Origin of the sequence: Marivivens aquimaris, from assembly GCF_015220045.1 — a bacterium.
GTDB classification, from domain to species: domain Bacteria; phylum Pseudomonadota; class Alphaproteobacteria; order Rhodobacterales; family Rhodobacteraceae; genus Marivivens; species Marivivens aquimaris.
Genome location: NZ_JADBGB010000001.1, coordinates 3,111,471 through 3,135,429, shown reverse-complemented (window position 1 = coordinate 3,135,429; position 23,959 = coordinate 3,111,471). Strand labels below are relative to the sequence as shown.

Sequence of the window (23,959 nt, the reverse complement as noted above, 5' to 3'; positions counted from 1 at the left end):
CGGTCGCATCGAGCGAACAGCAAACCGCATCCGGCTGCTTAGCCAGTTGGATTTATTACACTTTCGGGAGGGAAGTGGCGGACTGGGGAGGATTCGAACCCCCGACCCCTTGATTCGTAGTCAAGTACTCTATCCAACTGAGCTACCAGTCCGCGGTGAGTGAGGGCGATGTACCTTTAGCGTTCGGGGAGCGCAAGAGCGAAAAGCAACTTTTTTATGACTCGGTCGAAATAATTTGGAAGTCGCTCTTCGGCAGGATGATTTCGAAGGTGGTGCCCTCCGGTCCGGTAGACAGCAAACCAAGCTGTCCGCCGTGCCCGCGGATCAATTCCGAAGCAATAACAAGGCCCAAGCCGGAACCGCCTTTGGACGCGCCGCCGTGGAAAGCCTGGAAAAGATGCTCTTTTGCACGCATCGGCAGCCCCGGTCCGGTGTCGGCCACAACGATGCGCCAGCGGTTTTCATCCTCGCTGGCCTGAATGCTGATCTCACCGGAATCGCCGGTGTTCATGATGGCCTGACGGGCGTTGCGAACAAGATTGCCGATGACGCGATAAAGCTGCTCGCTATCGGCACGAACGGTCATGGAGGCGGGAATGTCCTCTGCAAACGAGATGTCATAATCGCCCGCAGACAAACGTTCGCTGTCGATGACGTCTGACACGATCTCGGCCAGCGCAAAGCGGGTGAGGTTCGGCGGCGGCTCGGAAGCGCGTCCAAAGGCCAGCGTGTTTTCGCACAGGTGTACGGCGCGAGTGATCGAGTTGACCAGTTTAGGCGCGAGTCGCTGCACGACCGGGTCCGTAGACACCTCGATGCGGTCGGTGAACAGCTGGGCCGAGGTGAGGATGTTGCGTAGATCGTGGCTGACCTTTGCCACCCCCTCGCCAAGCTGGGCGAGGCGTTCGCGCTGCTTCAGCGCACTTGTCAGCTGTGTCTGCATCGACCGCAGCGCGTCTTCAGCCTCGCGAATCTCGGCCACGCTTGCAGTCGGATTAATGATGCGCCTCGCATCGTCGGGCGCCTCGGCATAGACCGACATCGCCCGCACCACGCCTTTGATCGGCGCAACAAGGAACGTTCGGACTGCAACGAACAACAGCATCGCAGTAATAATCGAGATCGCTGCCGACAGGATAAAGACGTTCAGGCCATATTCCAGCATCGCCTGCCGCAAGGGCCCCTGCTCCATCGTAACTTCGATCAGCAGACCGCCGTCCTGCACAGGGTTGCCGATCACGCGGATGATCGGATTGCCCTTGGTAAACATGGCCGACAGCGCGTCTGAAATCAGCGTCACCGCGCCATCATCGCGCAAGTCGTAAGTCGCGACGATCGGCGAGGGAATCGGTGATGACAGCGCAAGCTCGCGCACCTCGTCACGGCGAAGGACGACGTTAAAGACACCGGCGTTATCCAGCAGTTCCTTTTCAAGCGAGTCGGAGATCATCCCGTCGGCAAGCAGCGCAAGCGACGCGATCTGGGCACGTTCGAGGCGTAGCGACAGATAATCCTGCCGGTAGCGCGCAACGGAAGGAACGAAGATGAAAACCTCCGCCAACAGTACAAAGATGACCGTCAGGAACAGGAAGCGCCCTGAGAGTGTCTTGAACATTGATCCTCCGTGCTCCTACGGGAGCCAGCGCTGCACGAGGCCGACGACAGTCTTGACCAGCGCGCTGTCGAACAGCTTGGGACTAAAATAGGAACCTGCCGCACGTTTGTTAATCTCGGCGAGCGTCGGATAGGGAAAAACAGCGTTCGACATAGCCGAAAGCTTCATGTTGTTCGCCATCGCCAGCGCCCACGGTGCGATCAGATCGCCAGCGTTCGGCGCAACGAGGGTAACCCCGACAGGTCGGCCTTTGTGCACCATCAGCTTGATGAAACCTTCGGTGATGCCGGCCGTCACTGCGCGGTCGTTCGATTTGAGGTCTTCGCGAATGACGGTAAGCTTGTCGCCGTGTTCCTTGCGAGCCTCGGCTTCGGTTAGGCCAATCTGGGCCAGTTCGGGCGAGCCATAGGTGACGCGCGGGATGTGCGCGGTCTTGGCCTTGGCCGGAATGCCGAACAGCATCGAGCGGATGATGACCCCGCCATGATAGCCCGCAAGGTGAGTAAACTGCATTCCGCCTGCAGCATCGCCAATCGCGTAGACTTTCTTATTGCTTACCGAACGGAGAGAATCGTCCACATCGACGCCTGTCTTGGTTCGCAGGACATTGCCTTTATCGAGGTCGAGCTTATCAAGATTGGGCTTCCGCCCTGCCGCTACGAGCAGATGCGAGCCGGTCACGGGGCCCTTGGACGTTCGAACAGTGACGCCATTCTCGGGCGATACCACTTCGACCTTTGCGCCTTCCATCAGAGTGACGCCCTCACCCCGAAGCCGGTCGAGCACAATCTTGGCCGCATCAGGGTCGTCTTTTCCGAGCGCAGCATCGCCGTCGACGACGGTGACTTCGCAGCCGAACGAGCGATGCGCAAAGGCCATCTCGATCCCGATAGGGCCGCCGCCGATGATGATCAGGTGTTCGGGCGTCTCGCGCTGCGCAAAGAGCGTCTCATTGGTCAGGTACGGTACAGTGTCGATGCCGTTGATTGGCGGCACCATGGGCGAAGAGCCTGTTGCGATCACGACGCGCCGCGCTTCGATACGGGTGTCGCCAGCGATAATGGTGTTCTCATCTTCGAATCGCGCAGTCTCGCGGATGACTGTGCAGCCGAGCTTCTCGAAACGTTCTTGACTGTCGTGTGGAGCAATCGTCGAAATGGCACGTTCGACGTCGGCCATGGCTCCAGCGTAGCTCATCCCAACGCGGCCCGCGTGGATCAGGGTTTTGGAAGGAACGCAGCCGTAGTTCAGGCAATCGCCGCCCATCTTACCAGCTTCGATCAGGACAACCTTGGCACCCATCTGCACTGCGCCGGAGGCGACGGTCAGACCGCCGGAGCCCGCGCCGATTACGCAGACATCTGTTTTGATAGTGTTCATTGAGGCGTCCTTTTGCCTTGCCAGCGCTTCCAGATGCTCGGCACCAGCGCCGCACAAACTACCAAGATAACGATCACAAGATAGCGAGGTTCCAGAAAACTCGACGCGTCGGGCAATTCTCCCGCGTCGAACACAGCGCCGAGTCCCGCGCCCGCCGATGTATAAAGGAACGTGCCCGGGATGATGCCGAGCGCCGTTGTGACAACGTAGCGATAGAGAGGCACTCCCATGAGCGCGGGCAGCAGATTCGCGACAAAGAACGGCACGAGTGGCAAGAGGCGCATCGCAAAGAGAACCGACCACTGGTTTTCGTCGATGCCGTCCTTGATCCGCTTCACGCGGCCCGAGCTCGAATCGATACGGGACACCAGCGCATCGCCGAAACCGAAACGCACAGCAAGGAACAGAAGCGTCGCGCCGACAGTCGCCCCCATCACGTTGAGCAGAAGCCCGGGAAAGATCGAAAACAGGAAGCCGCCCGTGAGCGAGATGATCGTCGCACCCGGAATCGAGGTGGCAACGATAGCAACGTAGACGGCAAGAAAGATGAGCACCGCAGCTGCATAGTGACTATCGCGGTAAGCCAGCAAAGCCTCACGCTGATCTCGGAGAGCATCAAAGCTGAGATACTCGCCATACATCGCGTAGAGAATCGCCGCGGCTACAGCGAGGATCGCGATAGGCATTAGCCGGATCAATCGTGGCATAGGGTCGGTTTTCCGCGTAAAATAAGGTCGAGCAATAAGCGCTCAATGGCCGAAAGATAGCGCGCCGGATAGGGTTCTCACGCCGCTATGATAAATTGTTGCAATAACAAGGCGGAGAATCGTGGGATCAGGGCAAAAACCACGGTGAGCCGCGTTGACACATGACGGTATCGCGACTAAAGGCAGGGCCTCGAATGCTTAACGGCCTCGAATCCTGAGACGGGTTCGGCCTTCTTTTAGACCGGAGAGAACGCGATGAAGCGCACGTTCCAACCCTCGAACCGAGTTCGCAAGAACCGTCACGGCTTCCGTGCCCGCATGGCAACTAAGGCTGGCCGTAAAGTCCTTAACGCCCGTCGCGCACGTGGCCGCAAGAAGCTGAGCGCCTGATTGGCGCCGCGAGGTCATCAGTGACTTCGCAACAGCTTGACCAGACGCAGACCGCCGAGGCCGCGCCTACGGCGGTTTTCGTTCGTCCGCCAGTCCTGAAAAAAAGGGCCGATTTCCTGCGTGCCGCATCCGCGCGTCGTCAGGGGACTAAAGGCTTTCACCTTCAGGCACGCAAGCGCGGCGACGAAGAGCCTCTGCGCGTCGGTTACACTTGCTCGAAGAAAGTCGGTAACGCGGTTGCTCGCAATCGCGCCAAACGTCGTCTGCGCGAAATCGCGCGTTTGATCATGCAAAAGCATGGCCGCGACGGTTGGGACTATGTCCTCGTCGGACGTAAGGACATGACGGCCGACCATAACTTCGACCAGATGAAGCGTGACCTTATCTGGGCACTGAAAAAGGTGCACCAATGACCCCGCTCGCGTGGGTCATATCTCTGCCCGTGCGCGCCTACCGCGTGGTCCTGTCGCCCTACATCGGCCACAGCTGCCGCTTCCAGCCGACATGCTCTGCCTACGCGATGGAAGCGCTGGAAAAGCACGGTGGGATCAAGGGCACCTACCTCACAGTTCACCGCCTGCTGCGCTGCCACCCTTGGGGCAGCTCCGGCATCGACAACGTACCTGACTGATAGATAGCGCCTTCGGAGGCCGCCATGCTCGACGATCTCGACGACATCCACCCGCTCTTCCACGGCGCTCCCAAGTCGACCGAATTCAAGAAGCTGCGCAAACGCATCGTGCAGAATGTGCGTCAGGCGACCGACGATTTCGGCATGATCGAACGCGACGCGCGCTGGCTGGTCTGCCTGTCGGGCGGCAAGGACAGCTATACACTGCTCGCGGTTCTCTATGAACTGAAGTGGCGCGGCCTGCTGCCCGTCGATATCCTTGCCTGCAACCTCGATCAGGGCCAGCCTGGCTTTCCGTCGACCGTGCTGCCGAAGTTCCTTGAGGACATGGGCGTTCCGCACCGGATCGAGTATCAGGACACCTACTCCATCGTTGTCGATAAAGTCCCTCAGGGCCGCACCTACTGTGCGCTCTGCTCGCGTCTGCGCCGCGGTAACCTCTACCGGATCGCGCGCGAGGAAGGATGCAGCGCTGTTGTGCTCGGCCACCACCGCGACGACATCCTTGAAACGTTCTTCATGAACCTCTTCCACGGCTCGCGCCTCGCAACGATGCCGCCGAAACTGGTAAACGAGGACGGCGATCTGTTCGTCTATCGTCCCCTCGCATACGTTGCCGAGGCCGATTGCGAGAAGTTTGCCAAGTCGATGAATTACCCGATTATTCCCTGTGACCTCTGCGGCTCGCAGGACGGCCTTCAGCGTATGCAGGTCAAAGGGATGCTCGATCAGTGGGAAAAGAACGCCCCTGGTCGCCGCCAAAAGATGTTCCGCGCGCTGATGAATACACGCCCGTCGCACCTGCTCGACCCCGCTCTGTTCGACTTCAAGGGCCTCGAGATCGGCGAGCGCAAACAGAACAATTCTAACGATATTCCCGATCTGCGTTAACGATCCGGTCAACGTTGTTCCTTAGCGTGGCGGCAAGACTGCTACGGCGAAGGACAAGACAATGTTGAATATCGGGTACAATGCTGTGACCCAGAACCTGCGGCGCACAATTGAAAGTGTGCCGCTTTCGGTCATCACGCCAATCGGAGCTTTCGCCGGTTTCGAGACGCTTGGCTACGCGGGCCTTGTTGCTGGCGCTGCCATCCCTCCGGTTCTTTTGAAAGCTTTATCGCGCGATGTACAGCTGGACCGCGTGACCGACCTGATGACCCGCGATGCGTTCACGACCGCTGCGCACCGGCGATTGGTTCAGGCACAGCGGCGGAGTAAATTCAGCACACTGTTCCTGATTGAGATCGACCGGCACAAGCTGCTGGAAGAAGTGCACGACCGCGACGGGATCGAAGAAATCCTGCGGATCGTCGCATATCGGATCAAGCTGAACATTCGAGAGACCGACCTGATTTCACGCATGGACGGATTTTCTTTCGCCGTCATGACCGATCTGTCGAGCAAACCTGACATCGAAGACTCACTAGAGCTCGCCTCCCGCATCCAGCAAGCAGTCAAACGTCCGCTAATCGTGGGACGGATGAACGTTCACATGACGGCTTCCATCGGGTTCTCGATGTCCGACCGCATTTCGTCGACCCGAACCGAAGACCTGCTGCAAGCAACGACTAATGCGCTGATAGAGGCGCAACGCCACGGTCCATCGTCCGTTCGCAGTTACTCCCCAGCCATGCGCAGCCGCATTGAAGCGCGCAACAGCCTGATGCAACAGATCAGCCGCGCCTTCCACGACGGAGAGATCCGCGCGTTTTTCCAGCCGCAAGTATCGACGGTGACAGGCGAGATTACCGGCTTTGAGGCGCTTGCCCGTTGGCAACATCCCGACCGGGGCCTGATCCCGCCCCTCGATTTCCTGCCAGCCATTGCGCAGGCCAATATGATGCATCGGCTCGGCGAGGTGATCCTGAACGACACGCTCGAAGCCATCACGCGCTGGGACCAGAAGGGTTTCACCGTGCCGCGTGTTGGTGTGAATTTCTCCAGCGAGGAACTCCATGCCAGCAACCTTGTCGACCGTATTCGGTGTCGCGTCGGGTCGTATCACCTTCTTCCCGACCGCATCGCCGTCGAAGTGCTGGAAACGGTCGTCGCCAATCAGGCGGATGAGGTCCTGTTTAGCAATCTTTCCGGCCTCGCGCGCCTCGGATGCAGTCTTGATCTAGACGATTTCGGCACGGGCCACGCATCGATCACGTCGATCCGCAACTACGCGGTCGGACGTATCAAAATCGACCGTTCCTTTGTCTCGGGGATCGACAAAGATGTTGAACAACAGAAAATGGTGGCTGCGATTTTGACGATGGCGGAGCGGCTGGGCCTTCAAACTCTTGCCGAAGGGGTCGAAACGTCGGAGGAGCGCGCGAAACTGGCCCAGCTGGGCTGTCACGAGGTCCAAGGCTACGGCATTGCTCGCCCGCTTGCGCCGGAACTCGTGGACGACTGGATTTCGAACTACACGGCACAGCGGATCAGCCCACCGACCCAACATCTCAGGGCGTGCTGACCTTCGCAAATGTGAGTAAACAAAAGCCCGTTCGCCTGCAAAACATCGCAAAACCGCTTGACCTTTGAGCCTGTGGCCTGTTGAACCAACCCGACCAAAATAAGGCGAAATAGGCAGTTCAGATGGACAATCAGAACAGAAATATGCTGTTGGCGCTCGTGCTTTGCGCGGGTGTGCTCGGCGTGTGGTACACCCTCTTCCCCCTGCCGGAGCAATCTCCCGCAGTGGCCGAGGATGTCGCCGCAGAACAAACGCTTGATGCACCTGTCGCGAACTCGGCAACTCCGGGCGTGGCAGCTGTCCCGACCGAAGTCGTAGCTGACACACCGCGCGTTCCGATCGAGTCGCCTGAGCTGTCGGGTTCGATCAACCTGATGGGCGGCCGCCTCGATGACCTCTACCTGACCGACTACCGCGTTTCGGTCGAAGAGGATTCGGACACGATCCATCTGCTGCGCCCCTCGGGCAGCACCGATGCCTACTTCGCCAGCTTCGGATGGAGCGCCAATCAGGGCGTCGCCGCCGACGCCGTTCCTGGCCCGGACACAATGTGGGAACTGGAAGAGGGCGAAACGCTCAGCCCCGACAGCCCCGTCACTATCAAATGGGACAACGGCGCCGGCCTGACCTTCCGCAACACCTATACCGTCGACGACAAGTTCATGATCACCATCGATCAGTCTGTCGTTAACAATGGCGACGCAGACGCAACCGTTGCGCCTTACGGCCTGATCCGTCGCTATACCGAACCGGACGATCTCGAAGGCTTCTTCGTTCTGCACGAAGGCCTGATCCGCATGGCCGACGGCTCGCTCGACCAGATCAAATACAAAGACATCGCCGACGAAACCGCCGCCGACCGTACAACAGTCACCGAAAGCGGCTGGATCGGCTATACCGACCACTACTGGATGACGACGCTGATCCCCGATCAGACCCGTCCGTTCGAAGCCATTTCGCGCTATTTCGGCACCAATGACGTCTACGAAGCCGATGCCATCATGCCGAGCGAAACCGTCGCTGCCGGCGGCGAGACGACTGTTTCGACCCGCTTCTTCGCAGGCGCCAAGGAATGGGAAACCATCCGCGCCTACCAGAACGATGGTGGCATCGTTAACTTCATCAACACCATCGACTGGGGTTGGTTCTTCTTCCTGACAAAGCCGATCTTCTGGCTCCTCCACAACATTCACGCGCTCATTGGCAACATGGGTTGGTCGATCATCGTCCTGACCTTCGTTCTGAAGGCGCTGGTGCTGCCGCTTTCCTACAAATCCTACGTTTCCATGGCGAAAATGAAGGAACTGCAGCCCGAAATGGAGAAGCTCAAAGAGCGTATGGGCGATGACCGTGCTGGTCTGCAGCAGGGCATGATGAAGCTCTACCGCGACAACAAGGTCAATCCGGCGTCCGGCTGTCTGCCGATGCTGCTGCAGATTCCGATCTTCTTCTCGCTCTACAAGGTGATCTTCGTCACGCTCGAACTGCGTCATGCGCCTTGGATTGGCTGGATCAACGACCTGTCTGCGCCTGATCCGTCGTCGATCCTGAACCTCTTCGGTCTGCTGCCGTGGGCCGCGCCGGAGCCGACCAGCTTCCTCGCGATCATCTCGCTCGGCATCCTGCCGATCCTGCTGGGTATCTCGATGTGGCTGCAGCAGAAGCTGAATCCGGCCCCTGCCGATCCGTCGCAGAAGATGATCTTCGCATGGATGCCTTGGATCTTCATGTTCATGCTCGGCAATTTCGCTTCGGGTCTGGTGCTCTACTGGATCACCAACAACACGATTACTTTCGTGCAGCAGTATGGCATCATGCGAAGCCACGGACATAAGCCCGATGTGCTCGGCAACATGTTCGGCGGGCTCCGCAAGAACAAAGCCGACGCAACGAAGTAAACACATCGGGCCGCCTCAGGGCGGCCCTTTTACAGGGGAACCCCGATGCAACTGACTTTTCCGATTGTCGAACAGCCTGACGAGTTCACTCTCGAAACCGGCCGCAAGCTTTTCCTTGGCCCCGTCGACTTCCTCAAGGGCGTCGTCGCGATGAACGGCCTGCCGCCCGCGGACCGGCTCGAGGTATGTTTTGCCGGTCGTTCAAACGTCGGCAAGTCGAGCCTGATCAACGCGCTGACTGGCCGCAAGGGCCTCGCGCGGGCGTCGAACACGCCGGGCCGTACGCAGGAAATCAACTATTTCACCGTCGGTGACGAACGCTACATCGTCGACCTTCCTGGCTACGGTTACGCAAATGCGCCCGTCGCCGTGGTCGAAAAGTGGCAGAATCTGCTCAAACAGTACCTTTCAGGTCGCCAGACCCTGCGCCGCGTTTTCGTTCTGATCGACGCGCGCCACGGCGCGAAAAAGGTCGATGAAGAGATCATGACTCTGCTCGACCGTTCTGCCGTGACCTTCCAAGTCGTGATGACCAAAGTCGACAAGATCGGGCAGAAGCAGCTGAATGAATCGCTGGAAGCAACGCGTGAAGCGCTTTCGCGTCACCCTGCTGCATTCCCCGAAATTGTGCTGACGTCGTCCGACAAAGGCGATGGCATTGCAACTTTGCGCGCTATTATCTCCGCTATCGACTGACCAACCCGGAAAGGGACCGGACGTGAGGAAACAAGAAATGAACCGAGATTGGATTGCAACCGCACGCACGCTGTCAGAGGCACTGCCTTACCTGCAGCGATACTCGGGCGCGATCGTCGTGGTCAAATTCGGCGGCAACGCCATGGGCGATCAGGAAGCGATGGCGGAGTTTGCCCGCGACATCGTCCTGATGCGCCAGGTCGGCGTGAACCCTGTCGTCGTGCACGGCGGCGGCCCGATGATCAACGACATGCTTTCGAAGCTCGGCATCGAGTCCGAGTGGGTGCGCGGTAAGCGCGTGACCGACAAGAAAACCGTTGAAGTCGTCGAGATGGTCCTCACCGGCCTGGTCAACAAACGGATCGTTCAGGCGATCATGGACGAAGGTGGCCGCGCTGTCGGTCTGTCGGGCAAAGACGACGACATGATGGTCTGCGAGGCGGATGATCCGGAACTCGGTTTCGTCGGCAAGCCGGTCGAGATGAACGTGCAGGTTCTGCGCGACCTATTTGCTGCGGGCATCATCCCTGTCATCGCGCCGGTAGCAACCGGTATGAAGGACAACGAGACCTTCAACGTGAACGGCGACACCGCAGCGGGCGCGATTGCGGGCGCCCTCAAAGCCGACCGCCTGCTTCTATTGACCGACGTATCGGGCGTGAAGAATAAGGAAGGCGAAATCGTCACACAGATGACCCCCGATGACGTGCGCGACATGATCGCTGACGGCACCATCGCGGGCGGCATGATCCCGAAAACCGAAACCGCGCTGAAAGCGGTCGAGGACGGTGTCCGCGCCGTGGTCATCATGGACGGCCGCGTGTCCAACGCCTGCCTTCTCGAGCTCTTCACGGAGCACGGCGCGGGTTCAATGATCCGCACCACGCCGCCGCGCGTCGTTCCGCGCACCTGATTGGACGCGCTGCGCGAAATAATGGCCAAGCACGGCCTGCGCGCAGCTGGCGCCTTCAAACCCGATGTCGATGACGGCCTGCCCGATGAGGTGCAGGCCGTTGTCATGTTGGCACCCGATGAACCGCATTTCTGGAGCGTATTCACCTCGTCGCCCGAATGGACCGACGGCCATGCCGACCCACTCGATAGCTGGTCTGCCCGTGTGATCGGCGAAATTGCCGAGACATTGGGTGCAGAGCCGCTGTTTCCGTTCACCGGGCCGCCGTTTCGCCCGTTCTACAGATGGGCCATCAAGGCTGGGGCATGCGCCTCGCCAGTCATGCTCCTTGCCGACGGGACGGCGGGACTGTTTGCGTCTTTTCGCGGCGCACTTGCCTTCGACAAACCTGTAAGCATCGACGCACCTGCGGCACCCTGCCCCACCTGCGAACGGCGCCCGTGCCTCTCCTCCTGCCCTGTCGACGTGACCTGCCCCTTTTCTCAGGGCCACTTGTGAGAAGAGCCTGTTCCCCTTTTGTGTGCCATCATTCGGCTGCGTGAGCAATGGGCGCAGGCGCGGAGCCATCAGGTAGCTCAAGCGTCGGTGCCCATTGCGTTTTGTCGAAGGGCCGCGCTGCGGCGAACTCCTCCGGCGTCTGATACTTCAAGCTGCTGTGCGGGCGTTCCGTATTGTAATCGGCCCTCCATTCTTCGATAATCTCTCGGGCTTCACCGATGCTCGTGAACCAGTGCTGGTTCAGGCATTCCTCGCGGAACCGCCCGTTGAAGCTCTCGATGTAAGCATTCTGCGTAGGTTTCCCCGGGTCGATGAAATACAGCTGCACGCCGTGATCATCGGCCCATCTGTCCATGGCCCGACCACGAAGTTCCGGGCCGTTATCAACGACCAGGATATCGGGGTATCCTCGCTCCCGGGCAACCCGCTCCAGCATTTCCACAACCCGCTCACCAGGCAGAGAAAAGTCCACCTCGATCACCGGGCATTCGCGGGTGCAATCGTCCTTGAGATTGGCGGTGCGGAACTTCCGGCCATTGGCCAACGCATCGCTGGTGAAGTCGAGCGACCAACGCTGGTTGGCAGCGATCGGGCACCAACTGCCCTCACGCGCCTCGCGCGGGATCTTCTTGCGCTTCGTCCGGCGCAGCCATAGGCGCTCCTCCCGATAGAGGCGCTCGACGACCTTCACGTTCACCTTGAAGTCCTCGCGGACAAGCTTGGCATGCAGCATGCGATAACCATACCTCCTGTGTTTGCCTGAAAGAGTGATCAGGCGTTCTCGAAGTCGCACATGGCGGTCTGGCCGTGCCCGATAGGCCAGGCTCGACCGCGAAATCCCGACCAGCCTGCACGCCCGCCGCTCCGTGAACTGATGATCCGCCATCAGCGTCTTCACGGCATCCCGGCGGTGTGCAGGCGTCAGGAGTTTTTTGCCAGCAGCCCTTTCAGACCCGAATTGTCGAGCATGGCATCCGCCAGAAGCCGCTTGAGTTCAGCGTTCTCGGCTTCCAGATCTTTCAGGCGGCGCAGTTCGGAAACCTGCATGCCCCCATACCGGCTCTTCCACTTGTAGAGCGTCGCATCCGACATGCCATGCTTGCGACACAGCTCCGCGACCTTCGCCCCGGCCGTATATTCCTGCAAAATCCGGACAATCTGTTCTTCCGTGAAACGTGATTTACGCATTCTTTGTTCTCCTCGTTGCTTCGAACGTTACGAGAACAAACTCTCCTTTTGAATGGCCCAGTTTCTTGGGGGCAGGTCAGACGCATTGACCGCCGATGGCTACGATACCGCGAAATGCGCCACCTTTCTGAGATCGCCAGCCGGTCGTGATTGCTTGACGATGGGTTGCCGCGTCAGAAGGTCATGCCCTATCGGCTCGGCCAATCGCCCCGCTGCCCAGTCCGCCTATTCATTGCAAGAGTTCCTAAGATGCCGAAACGACTGATCCTGATCCGCCACGCAAAATCGGATTGGGGTGACCTGAACCAGCCGGACAAAGAGCGCAATCTGAACGAACGTGGGTGCAGGCAGGCGCCATTGGTAGGACGTTGGCTGCGTAAGAACGGCTATGTGCCGGACGTCGTGCTTTGCTCTGCTGCTGTGCGGACGCGTGAAACGCTGGACCTGCTCGCGCTGGAAACCACAGTGATCTACGAAGATGCGCTCTATCTCGCAACGCCTGACGTCATGTTCCGCGAGCTTTCAACGCATGACGAGGCTTGCGTCGCTCTGATCGGCCATAATCCAGGCATCGGGGAGCTGGCATACGCGCTTGCGGCCGAGCCTGCTGCACATCCGAAATTCCACGCCTATCCGACGCTTGCGACCACGGTTCTGGATTTCGAACAGGACAGTTGGCGGGACATTGAAAAGGGCAAAGTCACCGACTTCGTCATTCCCAAAGATCTGGAATAAAAAAGGCCCGGCAAACGCCGGGCCTTTCTCTTTGGATTTGCAGCAGATCAGTGACCGAGGATCTGCGACAGGAACAGCTTGGTACGATCCGACTGCGGGTTGTTGAAGAACTCGTGCGGCTCGTTCTGTTCGATGATCTGGCCTTGGTCCATGAAGATCACGCGGTTCGCGACAGCTTGGGCAAAACCCATTTCGTGCGTCACACAGAGCATGGTCATGCCCTCTTCTGCGAGCTCGATCATAGTGTCGAGAACTTCCTTGATCATCTCGGGGTCGAGAGCCGAGGTCGGTTCGTCGAACAGCATGATGCGCGGCTTCATGCAGAGCGAGCGGGCGATCGCCACACGCTGCTGCTGACCACCCGAAAGCTGGCCCGGATACTTATGGGCCTGATCGGGGATCTTCACCTTTTCAAGGTAGTGCATCGCGGTCTCTTCGGCTTCTTTCTTGGGAACCTTACGGACCCAGATCGGCGCCAGAGTGCAGTTTTCCAGAATGGTCAGGTGCGGGAACAGGTTGAAGTGCTGGAAGCACATGCCGACCTCGGAACGGATCTTGTCGATGTTCTTGAGGTCGGAGGTCAGTTCCGTACCGTCCACGATGATCTGACCGGCCTGATGTTCTTCGAGGCGGTTGATACAGCGGATCAGCGTCGATTTACCCGAGCCCGACGGGCCACAGATAACGATGCGCTCACCACGGTTAACGGTCAGGTTCACATCACGCAGAACGTGGAATTGGCCGTACCACTTGTTCATGTTGGTGATCTGGATAGCCACCTCGTCCGAGACCTTCATGGTGCTACGGTCGATCGTGCGGTCGATAGCAAGTTCAGACATGTCAGGTCTCCTTAGCGGTGTCCGCGCTGAAGTTGTTTCTCCAGCCACAGCGAGTAACGGCCCATGCTGAAACAGCAGACAAAGAATACGAGGCCGATGAAGATGAAAAGTTCCCAATAGACGCCGTTCCAGTCACTGGAGGCGCGAATTGAGTTAGAGAGGTTGATCGGGTCGAGCAGACCGATGATGCCGACCAGCGTGGTATCTTTGAACAGCCCGATAAAGGTGTTCACGATACCCGGGATCGAGATCTTCAGTGCCTGCGGAAGGACGATCAGGCGCATAGATTTCCAGTAGTCCAGACCAAGCGCATCAGCCGCTTCGTACTGGCCCTTCGGAAGCGCCGCGAGACCGCCACGAACCACCTCGGCGATGTAAGCCGCCGAGAAGAGCGTGACCATGATCACAACCCGCAGCACAAGGTCGAAGTTCGTACCGGGTGGCAGGAAGTAGTTCAGCAGCAGCGATGCCGTGAACAGCCACACGATCAGAGGAACGCCGCGGATGACTTCGATGAAGACGATACAGGCGACCTTGACCACCAACAGGTCCGACTGACGACCAAGTGCCAGCAGAACGCCGAGCGGCAGAGACAGACCGATACCAGCGACACCGATGATGATCGCGAGCATGAAGCCACCGAATTCGCGGCTGGTGACCGGCTCGAGGCCGACCAGACCCAGACGCCCATAGGCGTCGCTCAGGTTACGCTGTGCAGTTTCGTCGCCCTCCGCAGCAGCGGCTTTCCATTCCGGCAGCATTTCGAGGTTGGATGCGATGGTCTTCGCATCGGTCGATTTCTGCGAGTAGTAGTAGGCGTCGCGGCTGAGGATACGCAGCTCCGAACGTACGGTTTCGAGCTCGTCCATGATGGCGTTGAACTCGGCCTGCACGGCTTCGGTCTCTTCCATTGCGACGATTTCTTCAAGCTGAGCATCAAGCTCAGCAACGCGTGCGTTAAGTTCCGCCATACGGGTATCGATGGCTTCCTGAGCTTCCGGAATGGCGATCAGATCGGCTTCGGTCTGCTCGGCAATGGTCTCAAGACGCGACTCGGCGACCGTGGCATGAAGGCCGTCGTTGACGACGGGCATTAGATAGACCCACCAGACAACTGCCGAAACAACGGCAGCGGCAACAGCAACGCCGAGACCGCCGACTTTGTTACCGAAGTAACCGACGATACCACCAATGACGAAACCAAGTGCAGCAAGGATCGGAACCCAGAACGAGCCGCCCCACAGCAGCCACACCACGAGGAACGGGTATGCCGCAGCGAGCCACATCAGCGGACGCGGGAAGCGGTTCGGGAAGAGGATCGGGCCAAGCGCAACGAATAGCAGAACGAACGCAAGGATCGGGCGCCAATGGAGGTCAGCACGGTAGAAGCCGAACAGCAGCTGGAGCCAACGGTCAGAAATGACCGCGAAACAGCCACCGCCATGCATGGCATTCGGCGAGTTGATCGCGATGACTTCGCGGCATTCGTTCAGCGACCCCGCATTCCAGACGGAATGGTAGAACCACGGAGCGATCGCAGCGAGCACCGAGTAGATGATGTAGATCGCGATGACGGTCATCAGACCGTTCACCCAATCCGAGAAGAGGTTTTCGCGCATCCATTTGACCGCGCCGGTCTGAGCGTTTGGCGGCTCGGACGGCTGGATCATGGAATCGCGAACGTACCTGACGGTTTGCGCGTGTGTGTCAGACATCTTAGCGCTCCTTCAGTTTTACGCTGTTGTTGAACCAGTTCATGCCGGCCGAAATTAGAAGGCTCAGGATGAGGTAGAACATGCCCGTCAGCAGAATGCCTTCGAGCTCGCGGCCCGTCTGGTTCACAGTGATACCGCCGAGAGTACTGCGGATGTCCATGTAACCGATGGCGATAGCCAGCGAGGAGTTCTTGGTCAGGTTCAGGAACTGCGAAATAAGCGGGGGAATGATCACGCGCATCGCTTGCGGCAGGATCACGAGGCTCATAGTCCGGTTGGCGCGCAGACCGAGTGCGAATGCGGCTTCGCTCTGGCCCTTGGAGACCGAGAGGATACCCGCGCGCACGATCTCTGCAATGAACGCGCCGGTGTAGAGCGACAGCGCCAGCAGAAGAGCGATCAGCGAGTTACGGATTTGGAGACCACCCGAGAAGTTAAACCCACCGAGTTCGGGGTAATCGAAGGTGACCGACGGATTGAACGCAGGCTGGAAGCCGAACATGCCCCAGAACGGACCGGCAATGAAATACTGCCAGAGGATGATCAGAGCGGCGGCAATCAAAGCGGCCAGCACATTCGGCACAAACGTCTTTGCAACGCGGTAGCCGATGACGGCGATAGCGACGATGATCGCAACCTTGATGATGCTCAGCAGCGCGAACATCAGACCGGCCTGAAGGCTGTAAACCAGCAGGATAGCAGCAATCACGAGCACGATGCCCAGCCAGATCGGCATCGGGGACTCGCCCGTTGCTGCCTGACGCTTGATCGACCACTTGCGCAGCCAGACCGCCGCGCCGATGGCCAGAACCGCCACGATAGCGAGTAGTTCCCAGCCGGCGCCGAAGATCGGGCTCGGGATGAACGTACCGCGGTTGGTGATCGCGACGGACTCGTTAAAGAGCATCGACGCATCGCCGGTTTTAAAGTCACGCGGCTGGTGGGTGGCTTCGGTCACAATCGCGAAGATCGCCACGATCCAGAGGAGGAGCGGAACGTTGCGGAAGCCTTCGACGTAGACGGCAGCAAGGCGCGAAGCCATGAAGTTCTTCGACAGGCGCAGAACGCCGAAAACAATACCGAGGATCGTCGCGAATACGCAGCCAAGGCCGGCGACGAGCAGGGTATTGAACATACCGACGGCCGCCGCACGGATGTGCGTGTCGTTCGAGGTATACGGAATGAGCTGCTGGTTAATGTCGTAACCGGCGCGCTTCCACAGGAAGTCGAGACGGAAGTCCTTACCCTGTGCTGCGAGGTTGGTCACGGTGTTGCTGTAGAGCCAGTAAAGGCCCCCACCGATCAGAAGCAGTGCAATGACCTGCAGGGTGATCGAGCGATAGCGGGTGTCGTAAATTAGCTGAGAAAGCCGAAAGCCATTACGCTTCGGCGGGTCCGATTGGGTCGTCATCCATTTCTCCCCGGCTCCCTTTCCACGCCTTGGCTTATGCTCTTTGATTATGGCGTGGGGGGCTTGTTCTTGGTTTACTTAGGAAAAGGGCGCGGCCATTGCCGCGCCCTATCCTGTGAGCCGTTCTTAGCGGAACGGCGGTGCGTACATCAGACCGCCTTCGGTCCACTGTGCGTTCAGGCCGCGGGCCAGACCGATCGGGGTCGACTCGCCGATGTTGCGTTCGAAGATCTCACCGTAGTTGCCACCAGCTGCGATAGCGCGGACAGCCCACTGCTTGTCGAGGCCGATCATGGCGCCGAGGTCACCTTCGGTGCCGAGCAGACGGTTGATTTCCGGGTTGTTGGTCGGAGCAGCTGCCAGCTCTTCAACGTTAGCCGAGGTGACGCCGAGTTCTTCAGCAGCGATCAGAGCGTTGAGGGTCCAACGAGCGATGTCCATCCAGTTGTCGTCGCCGTGACGAACGACCGGGCCGAGCGGCTCTTTCGAAATGATTTCCGGCAGGATGACGTGTGCCGACGGATCTTCGAAGGTCGCGCGGGTCGCTGCGAGGCCCGATGCGTCGGTGGTGTAAACGTCACAAGCGCCAGCGAGGTACTGCTGCTGAGCTTCTGCGTTGGTTTCGATCGGAACCGGCTCGTAGTTGATGTTGTTCGAGCGGAAGAAGTCAGCGAGGTTCAGTTCGGTGGTGGTACCGGTCTGGATACAAACGGTTGCACCGTCGAGGTCCTTTGCCGAGGTAACGCCGAGCTCTTTGGGAACCATGAAGCCCTGACCGTCGTAGTAGTTTACGCCGATGAAGTTCAGGTTCAGGTCGGTATCACGCGAGAAGGTCCAGGTGGTGTTACGCGACAGGATGTCGATTTCGCCCGAGGACAGAGCAGTGAAACGAACCTGGGTGGTGAGCGGTACGAATTCTACAGCGGTCGGATCTTCGAGAACAGCGGCACCGATTGCGCGGCAAACAGCCACGTCAAAACCCTGCCATACGCCGTTCGCGTCGGGCTCCGAGAAACCGGTCAGACCAGACGAGACGCCGCAGTTCAGGGAGCCGCGTGCTTTCACATCGTCCAGAGTGGCGGCCGATGCAGCAGCTGCGGTAAGACCCGCGACGGCAACTGCGCCGAGCAGTACGGATTTCTTCATTTTAACCTCTTCCTGAGTTTCTGGCATTGGAGCCAGTTGTTAGTTTGGTCCGCGGATTGGGTACCGCGCACGCCGGTGTGCCCCGACGCGATGCTGTAGACTGGGCGAAAAGCGGCCTAGAGGTCAAGAGGCCCATGACCCCGAGTCAGTGGGAGGCACAGGTCAAACGAACAAAATTTCATCGCGTGATTAACTTTTGTCCTGTGGGTTAGGCGACATATGCTTTGGCATAAAGATCGGCCGCGAGGAGGAAGGCGGCTTTCTTGTATTCGGCCAGCTCGGTTGCCTCTTCATCGGCACCCCACTGTTCGATTTGCCAGTTCTCGTCGATGCGAGAAAGCTCCCACGCCTCTTCAGGCTGGAGGCGATTTTCGATGACGGCCAGAGCGAGCGCAAACGAGCCGGAAATGGTCACAAGGTCGTGGAAACCAGCCATTTCAAAGGCGCTGAGCTTGCCGACGCGTTGGCGCAGCGTCACCTGACCGGCTTCGTCCTGCGCCACCGGCATAACGCCGGCAATCTTGTTCAGGCGTACACCGTGAGTGCTGTGCAGCCAGTCAAGAATCGGATCCCAGCCAGACGCCTGACGCGCACAGAGCCCTTCTGGGCTGTCAGCGCGGTAGCAGAGCAAATCGCTTCCACCGTAGGCGGCCAGCATGTCCGCCACTTCGTCGAACTGGACGGTAACCTTATCCAGCGCCGAGTTGGCGGCGCGGGTGTAGGGCATCTGGTTCGGGTCGATCTCGCCTTCCTGAGCGTCCCACTCCACCGCAATAGCTTCAGCCAGTGCGCGGGTCGGAACGACGAGCAGCGTCTTCGCGGGCGTTTTTACCGGACGACCGTCGAGTTGCACGGTCCAACCGCCCTCAACCTCGGCAACGGTTGCCTCTTTCCAGAAACGCTTGGCTTTCCACATGGTCAGTCTCCCAGAAGATTTTGGATGGCGGCAGGCAGTTCCGCAAAGCTGTCGATCAGCACGTCAGCGTTCAGTGTCGCGGCATCGTGGTAGCCCCACGACACGCCAATCGCCTTCACGCCAGCAGCCTTCGCCATATCCATATCGAATGTCGTATCGCCCACCATCACCGCGTTTGCCGCATCCACGCCGGTCTCGCTCAGCGCAGTCTCGATCATGGACGGGTGGGGTTTGGACGGATGGAAATCGGAGCATTGGGCGGAGGCGAAATATCCTTCCAGCCCATGCCCTTCGATCAGTTTGTCAACGCCGCGTTTGGACTTGCCAGTCGCAATCGCCAGCAGCATCCAGTCATCGGCGCGAAGCTGGTCGAGCACCTCGCGCGCGCCCTCGTAAAACGGGCTCGTGGCGGCAGAACCGCGCGCCTCGCGTTGTTCGAAGTACGCGCTGCGGTATGCCTCCGCCAGACGAACATGCTCGCTTGCGCCCGCCTCCGGCACCAGAACAGCCATGCCTTCTTCGAGCGACAGGCCCACGATGGACTTGATGGCATCGCGGCTCGGCGCTACCATCCCGATCTGCTCGAACGCAGCCGTCGTGGACGCCACGATAAGCCCTTGGCTATCGACCAGCGTACCGTCCACATCGAAGATTACGAGCTTAAGATCGGTCATCGTCCATATTGAACGGGTCGAGCGGCGCGTGATCTACGTTCCAGCCGACATAGTCCCAAGTGCGTTGCATATGCTCAGGCAGCGGCGCCTGAAGCGTGATCATCTCTTTCTTGATCGGATGCTCGATAATGAGCGTGCGGGCATGGAGGTGTAGCTTGCGGCTGATCTCTCCGCCGACGCCTGCGCCCCAACCATCGCCAGCATTTTCCGACGACGAGCCGCCGTACTTGCCGTCGCCAACGATCGGATGGCCGATTTCTGCCATGTGGGCACGCAACTGGTGGGTGCGGCCCGTGATCGGCACCAGAGCAACCCAGGTCATACGGGTGCCCGCAGTGTCCTGAATGGCGTAGTCGGTGTGCGAACGCTTCGCGCCCTCGGTGGTCGCAACATCGCGCGGGTGGATACACTGCATCTTTTCGCCTTCGCCGCGCTGACCACGACCGGGCGCTTTGAGCAGGCCGTATTTGATCGAACCGGCCTTCGGCGAGGGCTGACCCGCGACAGCTGCCCAGTAGATCTTGCGCACGTTGCGGTGACGCAGCGCTTCGCTCAGCGCACGGGCAACGCGCGGGGTGCGTGCGAGCAGCAGAAGGCCCGAGGTGTCCTTATCCAGACGGTGCACCAGCTTAGGCTTTTCCTTGTAGCCGAACTTCAGCGCCTCGGCCAAACCGTCGACGTGGCGTTCACCCTGCCCCGAGCCACCCTGCGACGGCAGTCCCGGCGGCTTGTTCAGCGCGATGATGTGCTCGTCTTTCCAGAGAACACAGTCTTGGATCATCTTGGTGTCGGATTTGTTGATCTTGCGGAGCGCCACCGGCGCAGGCTGGCTATCAGCCTCGCTCAGCGGCGGAATACGCACTTTTTGTCCGTATTCGAGGCGGGCGTTCGGCTTCACGCGGCCGCCATCGACGCGCAACTCACCTTTGCGGCACATCTTCTCGATGCGGCCTTGGGTGAGGTGCGGGAATTCCTTGCGAAGCCAGCGGTCAATCCGCATTTCGGCATCGTCGTGTGTAATCGTACGGGTCTGAACACCGCTCATGATAGCACCATCCGTCCGATCGCCATTCCGGCGACCAAAGCTGCAATACCGACGATGACCGTGCCCAGCACGTAGACGCCCGCCAGTAATATTTCGTTCCGCTCATAGAGGGCGACCGCATCGAGCGAGAACGCCGAGAAGGTCGTGAAACCGCCGAGCATCCCCGTCATCAGAAACGGCGCGTACTTGTTGCCGCCCTTGTCCGCGAGCAGGATCACCAGAAGGCCCATCAGGAACGAGCCGACGACGTTGACCGTCACCGTGCCGAACGGGAAGCCCGGGCCGACCAGACGCATCACGCCGACATTCGTCAGATAACGCCCCGCAGCACCGATCCCGCCCCCGAGGGCGACTATGAGAGTATTCCAAATCATCAGCGTTCCTTGACCCTTTGGGGGCGGAGTGTCAATCGCGGCTACTGTTTCGCTTGGACCGGAGCCCCGCGAAATACTCTACCCGTTTTTTCAACTCTCGCTCAAATCCGCGCTCGACCGGCGCGTAGAACGTCGGTCGCTGCATCCGGTCGGGGAAGTAATCCTGACCCGAGAAGCCGTCTTCGGCGTCGTGATCGTAGGCATAGCCCGCGCCGTATCCCTGTTCCTTCATCATCTTGGTTGGCGCGTTGAGGATATGCTTGGGCGGCGGCTCGCTACCCGACTTTCGCGCTGCATCGCGGGACGCCTTGTAGGCCACATAGCCCGCGTTTGTCTTGGGCGCGAGTGCGAGGTAGATGACCGCCTGCGCCAAAGCGAGTTCGCCTTCGGGACTTCCGAGGCGCTCGTACGTTTCCCACGCATGTAGGCAGACGGTCTGCGCCTGCGGATCGGCGAGCGCGATATCCTCGACCGACATCCGCAGGATACGCCGCGCGAGGTAGCGCGGGTCTTCACCGCCTTCGAGCATACGCGAAAACCAGTAGAGCGCAGCATCGGGATCGGACCCGCGCACGGATTTATGCAGTGCGGATATGAGGTTATAGTGCTCGTCACCCGATTTGTCGTACTTGGCCGCGCGGCGCATCAGGCGGGTCGTGAGCTGCTCGACGCCAAGTGGAGTGGTCACTTTCCAAGCTGACACCTGCTCGATCAGATTGAGCAACGTGCGACCGTCTCCGTCGGCCATCGACAGCAGAGCGGTTCGCGCTGAAGGCTCCAGCGGCAGGTCGCGCCCGATCTCCTTTTCCGCCCGCGTTGCCAGCGCATCAAGTTCGTCATCGTCCAAACGTGTCAGAACCAGAACCTGAGAACGGCTCAGGATAGCGGCGTTGAGCTCAAAGGATGGGTTCTCGGTCGTGGCGCCGACGAGGACAATGGTGCCGTCTTCCATATGCGGAAGGAAACTGTCCTGCTGGGCTTTGTTGAAGCGGTGGATCTCGTCAACAAACAGCAGAGTGCCGCGCCCGTTGCCGCGCCTGATCTTAGCGGCTTCGAACACTTTGCGAAGCTCCGGCACGCCGCTGAAGATCGCGCTGATTTGTTCGAAGTGAAGGTCCGTCTCGCGCGCCAGCAGACGCGCAATTGTGGTCTTACCAACCCCCGGTGGCCCCCAGAGGATCAGCGACGACAGCGACCCCGATTCGAGCATCACGCCGAGCGGGCCGTCCTCGCCAATGACCTGCTTCTGGCCGATGACCTCTGCCAACGTCTTGGGACGAAGGCGGTCGGCAAGCGGATGCGGGGCGTTGGAGGGCGTCGCCGAGGGCGTTTCGAAAAGATCGGACATGAGCGCAACTTAGGCTCATGTCCGATCTTTGCAATCACTCAGTGCAGCTTGTCCGCAAGGTTGAACCATACAGCCTGATACTCGATCCCGCCCATATTCATCACGCGGCCCGCAGGCGACAGATCCAGCGCTGCGCGCTTCGACCAGCGGGTCCAGTTCGACGGCAGCAGCGCAACCATCCGGCTCGCACACAGTTCGCGGCCGGCCTTAACGATCTGACCGGTCAACAGCAGACGTACCCTTAGGCGCACGTTGGTCGGGACATCATCCCCGATGAAGCCGCGGGTTACTTCCCAGATAGTTTCGTCCACGGGAGCTTCATCGTAGAGCAAATCCTGCGGGATCGAGTCCAGCAGCCCGTTCTGTGCGTCGCGGATCATGTAGGAGTAGATGCCGCAACGCGCCGTGGTGGGCGTGAGACGCGCACCGGCCAGAACGCGGCCGGTGTCGTCGTGGACCGCCACGTAGCGCGATGCGGGCGTGTCATATTGATCGTATTCCATGCCCATCGTCTCAGGCAGATCCCACGACCGCTTGAGAATGAACGAATCCCGGCGCGCGCGCAGGACATTGGCAAATAGCTCGCCGTGATGGTGCATATTGGCGAATGCGAGAACCGTGCTTTGCATGTGTAGCCTCCAGCGGAATTAGGGTCATTCCCCCGCGCCGGGCCGAAAAGGACGTCAAAGCAGACGGTAGCTCCTTGCTTTATGGATAGCCTCTACCGTTGTCCGGGCGTGCAAGCTCGAACGGGCGACCGATAGGCGCGCCTTGAAGGCGCTTTCTGAGATACCCAGCTTTGCGGCGGCTGCCGCGTGACGATCCCCCTCGGCGATCCGCCGCAGGGCTTGTGATTGTGCGTCCGTCAAGGACAGCGGGGGGCAAAAGTCGGCATGCATCGCTTCGATGACATGCGCAAATTCGGCAATTTCACATTCTGTGAATTCGCGATCCGGTCGCGTGGCAGTCGCGATCGTTCTGGATTTCAGCGTACCGCAAGATACGGCCAATCCGTAGTTCATCCCGTATGCGCGAGCCTGTCCGAGAATATCGAACGGGTCCGGAATGGTTATTTCGCTCCATCTGGCAGTTCCAACCCGATCAAGCCCCCAAGCAATGATCGGATCACGGAGCGCATAGGCCTCCTCGACATAGTGATCCATCCATGCCCTTGGGAACGTCTGCGCCGAAAACAGCGGCGTCGCGGCCCGGATATGCAATCCGTAAAAGTAGCCGTGAGGCGCGATTTTATCGAGCCTGTCCGAGTAGTTAGCGGTTTCAATCGCCAAGGTCATACACCTATATGGCAACTGTTTTAAAATTTAGTCAACTTTAAAGTGTATTGCGATCAACTTTAGGATGCGATGTGTTTT

Annotated in this window: 25 protein-coding genes and 1 tRNA gene; 10 read left to right on the top strand and 16 right to left on the bottom strand. The window is 59.4% G+C overall.

Features of this window, described 5'->3' with window-relative positions; all coding sequences use genetic code 11:
* Nucleotides 1-75: 75 nt before the first annotated feature.
* From IF204_RS15570 to IF204_RS15555, 4 genes are all read right to left on the bottom strand, one after another.
* Nucleotides 76-152 (bottom strand) — tRNA-Arg (locus tag IF204_RS15570).
* A 62-nt stretch (nt 153-214) separates the two neighbouring features.
* Nucleotides 215-1,615 (bottom strand): sensor histidine kinase, encoded by a 1,401-nt coding sequence (locus tag IF204_RS15565; RefSeq protein ID WP_194097950.1) that lies wholly within the window; start codon nt 1,613-1,615, stop codon nt 215-217.
* Between the two features lie 15 nt (nt 1,616-1,630).
* Complete coding sequence (locus IF204_RS15560; protein WP_194097949.1) at nt 1,631-2,995, bottom strand: dihydrolipoyl dehydrogenase family protein; 1,365 nt, start codon at nt 2,993-2,995, stop codon at nt 1,631-1,633.
* Nucleotides 2,992-3,702: a TVP38/TMEM64 family protein gene (locus IF204_RS15555; protein WP_194097948.1), complete on the bottom strand. Its 711-nt coding sequence runs from the start codon at nt 3,700-3,702 to the stop codon at nt 2,992-2,994. Before IF204_RS15555 ends, IF204_RS15560 begins: the two co-directional genes overlap by 4 nt.
* A 255-nt stretch (nt 3,703-3,957) precedes the next feature.
* Here IF204_RS15555 and rpmH point away from each other — a divergent pair, with 255 nt between their 5' ends.
* From rpmH to IF204_RS15510, 9 genes are all read left to right on the top strand, one after another.
* Nucleotides 3,958-4,092: a 50S ribosomal protein L34 gene (gene rpmH, locus IF204_RS15550; protein WP_140194174.1), complete on the top strand. Its 135-nt coding sequence runs from the start codon at nt 3,958-3,960 to the stop codon at nt 4,090-4,092.
* Between the two features lie 20 nt (nt 4,093-4,112).
* The gene (rnpA, locus tag IF204_RS15545; RefSeq protein WP_407658934.1) at nt 4,113-4,505 is read left to right on the top strand and encodes a ribonuclease P protein component; all 393 of its coding nucleotides are present in this window, start codon (nt 4,113-4,115) and stop codon (nt 4,503-4,505) included.
* On the top strand, nt 4,502-4,723 hold the full coding sequence (gene yidD, locus IF204_RS15540; RefSeq protein WP_167636993.1) for a membrane protein insertion efficiency factor YidD: 222 nt from the start codon (nt 4,502-4,504) through the stop codon (nt 4,721-4,723). The genes rnpA and yidD overlap by 4 nt, the downstream gene beginning before the upstream one ends.
* 24 nt (nt 4,724-4,747) lie before the next feature.
* The gene (ttcA, locus tag IF204_RS15535; RefSeq protein WP_167636991.1) at nt 4,748-5,614 is read left to right on the top strand and encodes a tRNA 2-thiocytidine(32) synthetase TtcA; all 867 of its coding nucleotides are present in this window, start codon (nt 4,748-4,750) and stop codon (nt 5,612-5,614) included.
* 61 nt (nt 5,615-5,675) lie between these two features.
* Nucleotides 5,676-7,190 (top strand): putative bifunctional diguanylate cyclase/phosphodiesterase, encoded by a 1,515-nt coding sequence (locus IF204_RS15530; protein WP_194097947.1) that lies wholly within the window; start codon nt 5,676-5,678, stop codon nt 7,188-7,190.
* 122 nt (nt 7,191-7,312) lie between these two features.
* Complete coding sequence (gene yidC, locus IF204_RS15525) at nt 7,313-9,088, top strand: membrane protein insertase YidC (protein ID WP_194097946.1); 1,776 nt, start codon at nt 7,313-7,315, stop codon at nt 9,086-9,088.
* Nucleotides 9,089-9,133: 45 nt separating this feature from the next.
* On the top strand, nt 9,134-9,784 hold the full coding sequence (gene yihA / locus IF204_RS15520; protein WP_194097945.1) for a ribosome biogenesis GTP-binding protein YihA/YsxC: 651 nt from the start codon (nt 9,134-9,136) through the stop codon (nt 9,782-9,784).
* A gap of 37 nt (nt 9,785-9,821) precedes the next feature.
* A complete protein-coding gene (gene argB / locus IF204_RS15515; RefSeq protein WP_194097944.1) occupies nt 9,822-10,697 on the top strand; it encodes an acetylglutamate kinase in 876 nt (291 codons plus the stop codon).
* 21 nt (nt 10,698-10,718) lie between these two features.
* A complete protein-coding gene (locus IF204_RS15510) occupies nt 10,719-11,195 on the top strand; it encodes a hypothetical protein (protein ID WP_194097943.1) in 477 nt (158 codons plus the stop codon).
* Between the two features lie 28 nt (nt 11,196-11,223).
* On the opposite strand, the gene IF204_RS15505 is transcribed toward IF204_RS15510, so the two are convergent.
* Nucleotides 11,224-12,383 (bottom strand): IS3 family transposase gene (locus tag IF204_RS15505; RefSeq protein ID WP_194093722.1). Its coding sequence is split into 2 segments (ribosomal slippage): nt 11,224-12,131 and nt 12,131-12,383, totalling 1,161 coding nucleotides; the frame shifts between segments, so codons are not numbered across the junction.
* A 249-nt stretch (nt 12,384-12,632) separates the two neighbouring features.
* On the opposite strand from IF204_RS15505, the gene IF204_RS15500 reads away from it, so the two are divergent.
* On the top strand, nt 12,633-13,118 hold the full coding sequence (locus tag IF204_RS15500) for a SixA phosphatase family protein (RefSeq protein ID WP_194097942.1): 486 nt from the start codon (nt 12,633-12,635) through the stop codon (nt 13,116-13,118).
* Nucleotides 13,119-13,165: 47 nt separating this feature from the next.
* On the opposite strand, the gene IF204_RS15495 is transcribed toward IF204_RS15500, so the two are convergent.
* The 11 genes from IF204_RS15495 to IF204_RS15445 all read right to left on the bottom strand — a co-directional run bounded on the left by IF204_RS15495 (nt 13,166) and on the right by IF204_RS15445 (nt 23,881).
* The gene (locus IF204_RS15495) at nt 13,166-13,957 is read right to left on the bottom strand and encodes an amino acid ABC transporter ATP-binding protein (RefSeq protein ID WP_194097941.1); all 792 of its coding nucleotides are present in this window, start codon (nt 13,955-13,957) and stop codon (nt 13,166-13,168) included.
* An 11-nt stretch (nt 13,958-13,968) separates the two neighbouring features.
* Nucleotides 13,969-15,672: an amino acid ABC transporter permease gene (locus tag IF204_RS15490; RefSeq protein WP_194097940.1), complete on the bottom strand. Its 1,704-nt coding sequence runs from the start codon at nt 15,670-15,672 to the stop codon at nt 13,969-13,971.
* Between the two features lies 1 nt (nt 15,673).
* The gene (locus IF204_RS15485; RefSeq protein ID WP_194097939.1) at nt 15,674-17,083 is read right to left on the bottom strand and encodes an amino acid ABC transporter permease; all 1,410 of its coding nucleotides are present in this window, start codon (nt 17,081-17,083) and stop codon (nt 15,674-15,676) included.
* A 126-nt stretch (nt 17,084-17,209) separates the two neighbouring features.
* On the bottom strand, nt 17,210-18,229 hold the full coding sequence (locus tag IF204_RS15480; protein ID WP_167636969.1) for an amino acid ABC transporter substrate-binding protein: 1,020 nt from the start codon (nt 18,227-18,229) through the stop codon (nt 17,210-17,212).
* A 208-nt stretch (nt 18,230-18,437) separates the two neighbouring features.
* Nucleotides 18,438-19,151, bottom strand: a complete 714-nt coding sequence (locus tag IF204_RS15475) for an ATP12 family chaperone protein (RefSeq protein ID WP_194098252.1) — start codon at nt 19,149-19,151, stop codon at nt 18,438-18,440.
* Nucleotides 19,148-19,819: an HAD-IA family hydrolase gene (locus tag IF204_RS15470; RefSeq protein ID WP_194097938.1), complete on the bottom strand. Its 672-nt coding sequence runs from the start codon at nt 19,817-19,819 to the stop codon at nt 19,148-19,150. The genes IF204_RS15475 and IF204_RS15470 overlap by 4 nt, the downstream gene beginning before the upstream one ends.
* Nucleotides 19,806-20,864 carry an RluA family pseudouridine synthase gene (locus tag IF204_RS15465; RefSeq protein WP_194097937.1) on the bottom strand — a complete coding sequence of 353 codons (1,059 nt, stop codon included), beginning with the start codon at nt 20,862-20,864 and terminating at the stop codon, nt 19,806-19,808. Before IF204_RS15465 ends, IF204_RS15470 begins: the two co-directional genes overlap by 14 nt.
* On the bottom strand, nt 20,861-21,238 hold the full coding sequence (gene crcB, locus IF204_RS15460; protein ID WP_194097936.1) for a fluoride efflux transporter CrcB: 378 nt from the start codon (nt 21,236-21,238) through the stop codon (nt 20,861-20,863). The genes IF204_RS15465 and crcB overlap by 4 nt, the downstream gene beginning before the upstream one ends.
* 31 nt (nt 21,239-21,269) lie before the next feature.
* Nucleotides 21,270-22,586, bottom strand: coding sequence for a replication-associated recombination protein A (locus IF204_RS15455; protein WP_194097935.1), 1,317 nt, complete (start codon nt 22,584-22,586; stop codon nt 21,270-21,272).
* Nucleotides 22,587-22,624: 38 nt separating this feature from the next.
* Nucleotides 22,625-23,215, bottom strand: coding sequence for an acyl-homoserine-lactone synthase (locus tag IF204_RS15450; RefSeq protein WP_194097934.1), 591 nt, complete (start codon nt 23,213-23,215; stop codon nt 22,625-22,627).
* A gap of 54 nt (nt 23,216-23,269) precedes the next feature.
* A complete protein-coding gene (locus IF204_RS15445; protein WP_194097933.1) occupies nt 23,270-23,881 on the bottom strand; it encodes an autoinducer binding domain-containing protein in 612 nt (203 codons plus the stop codon).
* Nucleotides 23,882-23,959 lie beyond the last annotated feature (78 nt).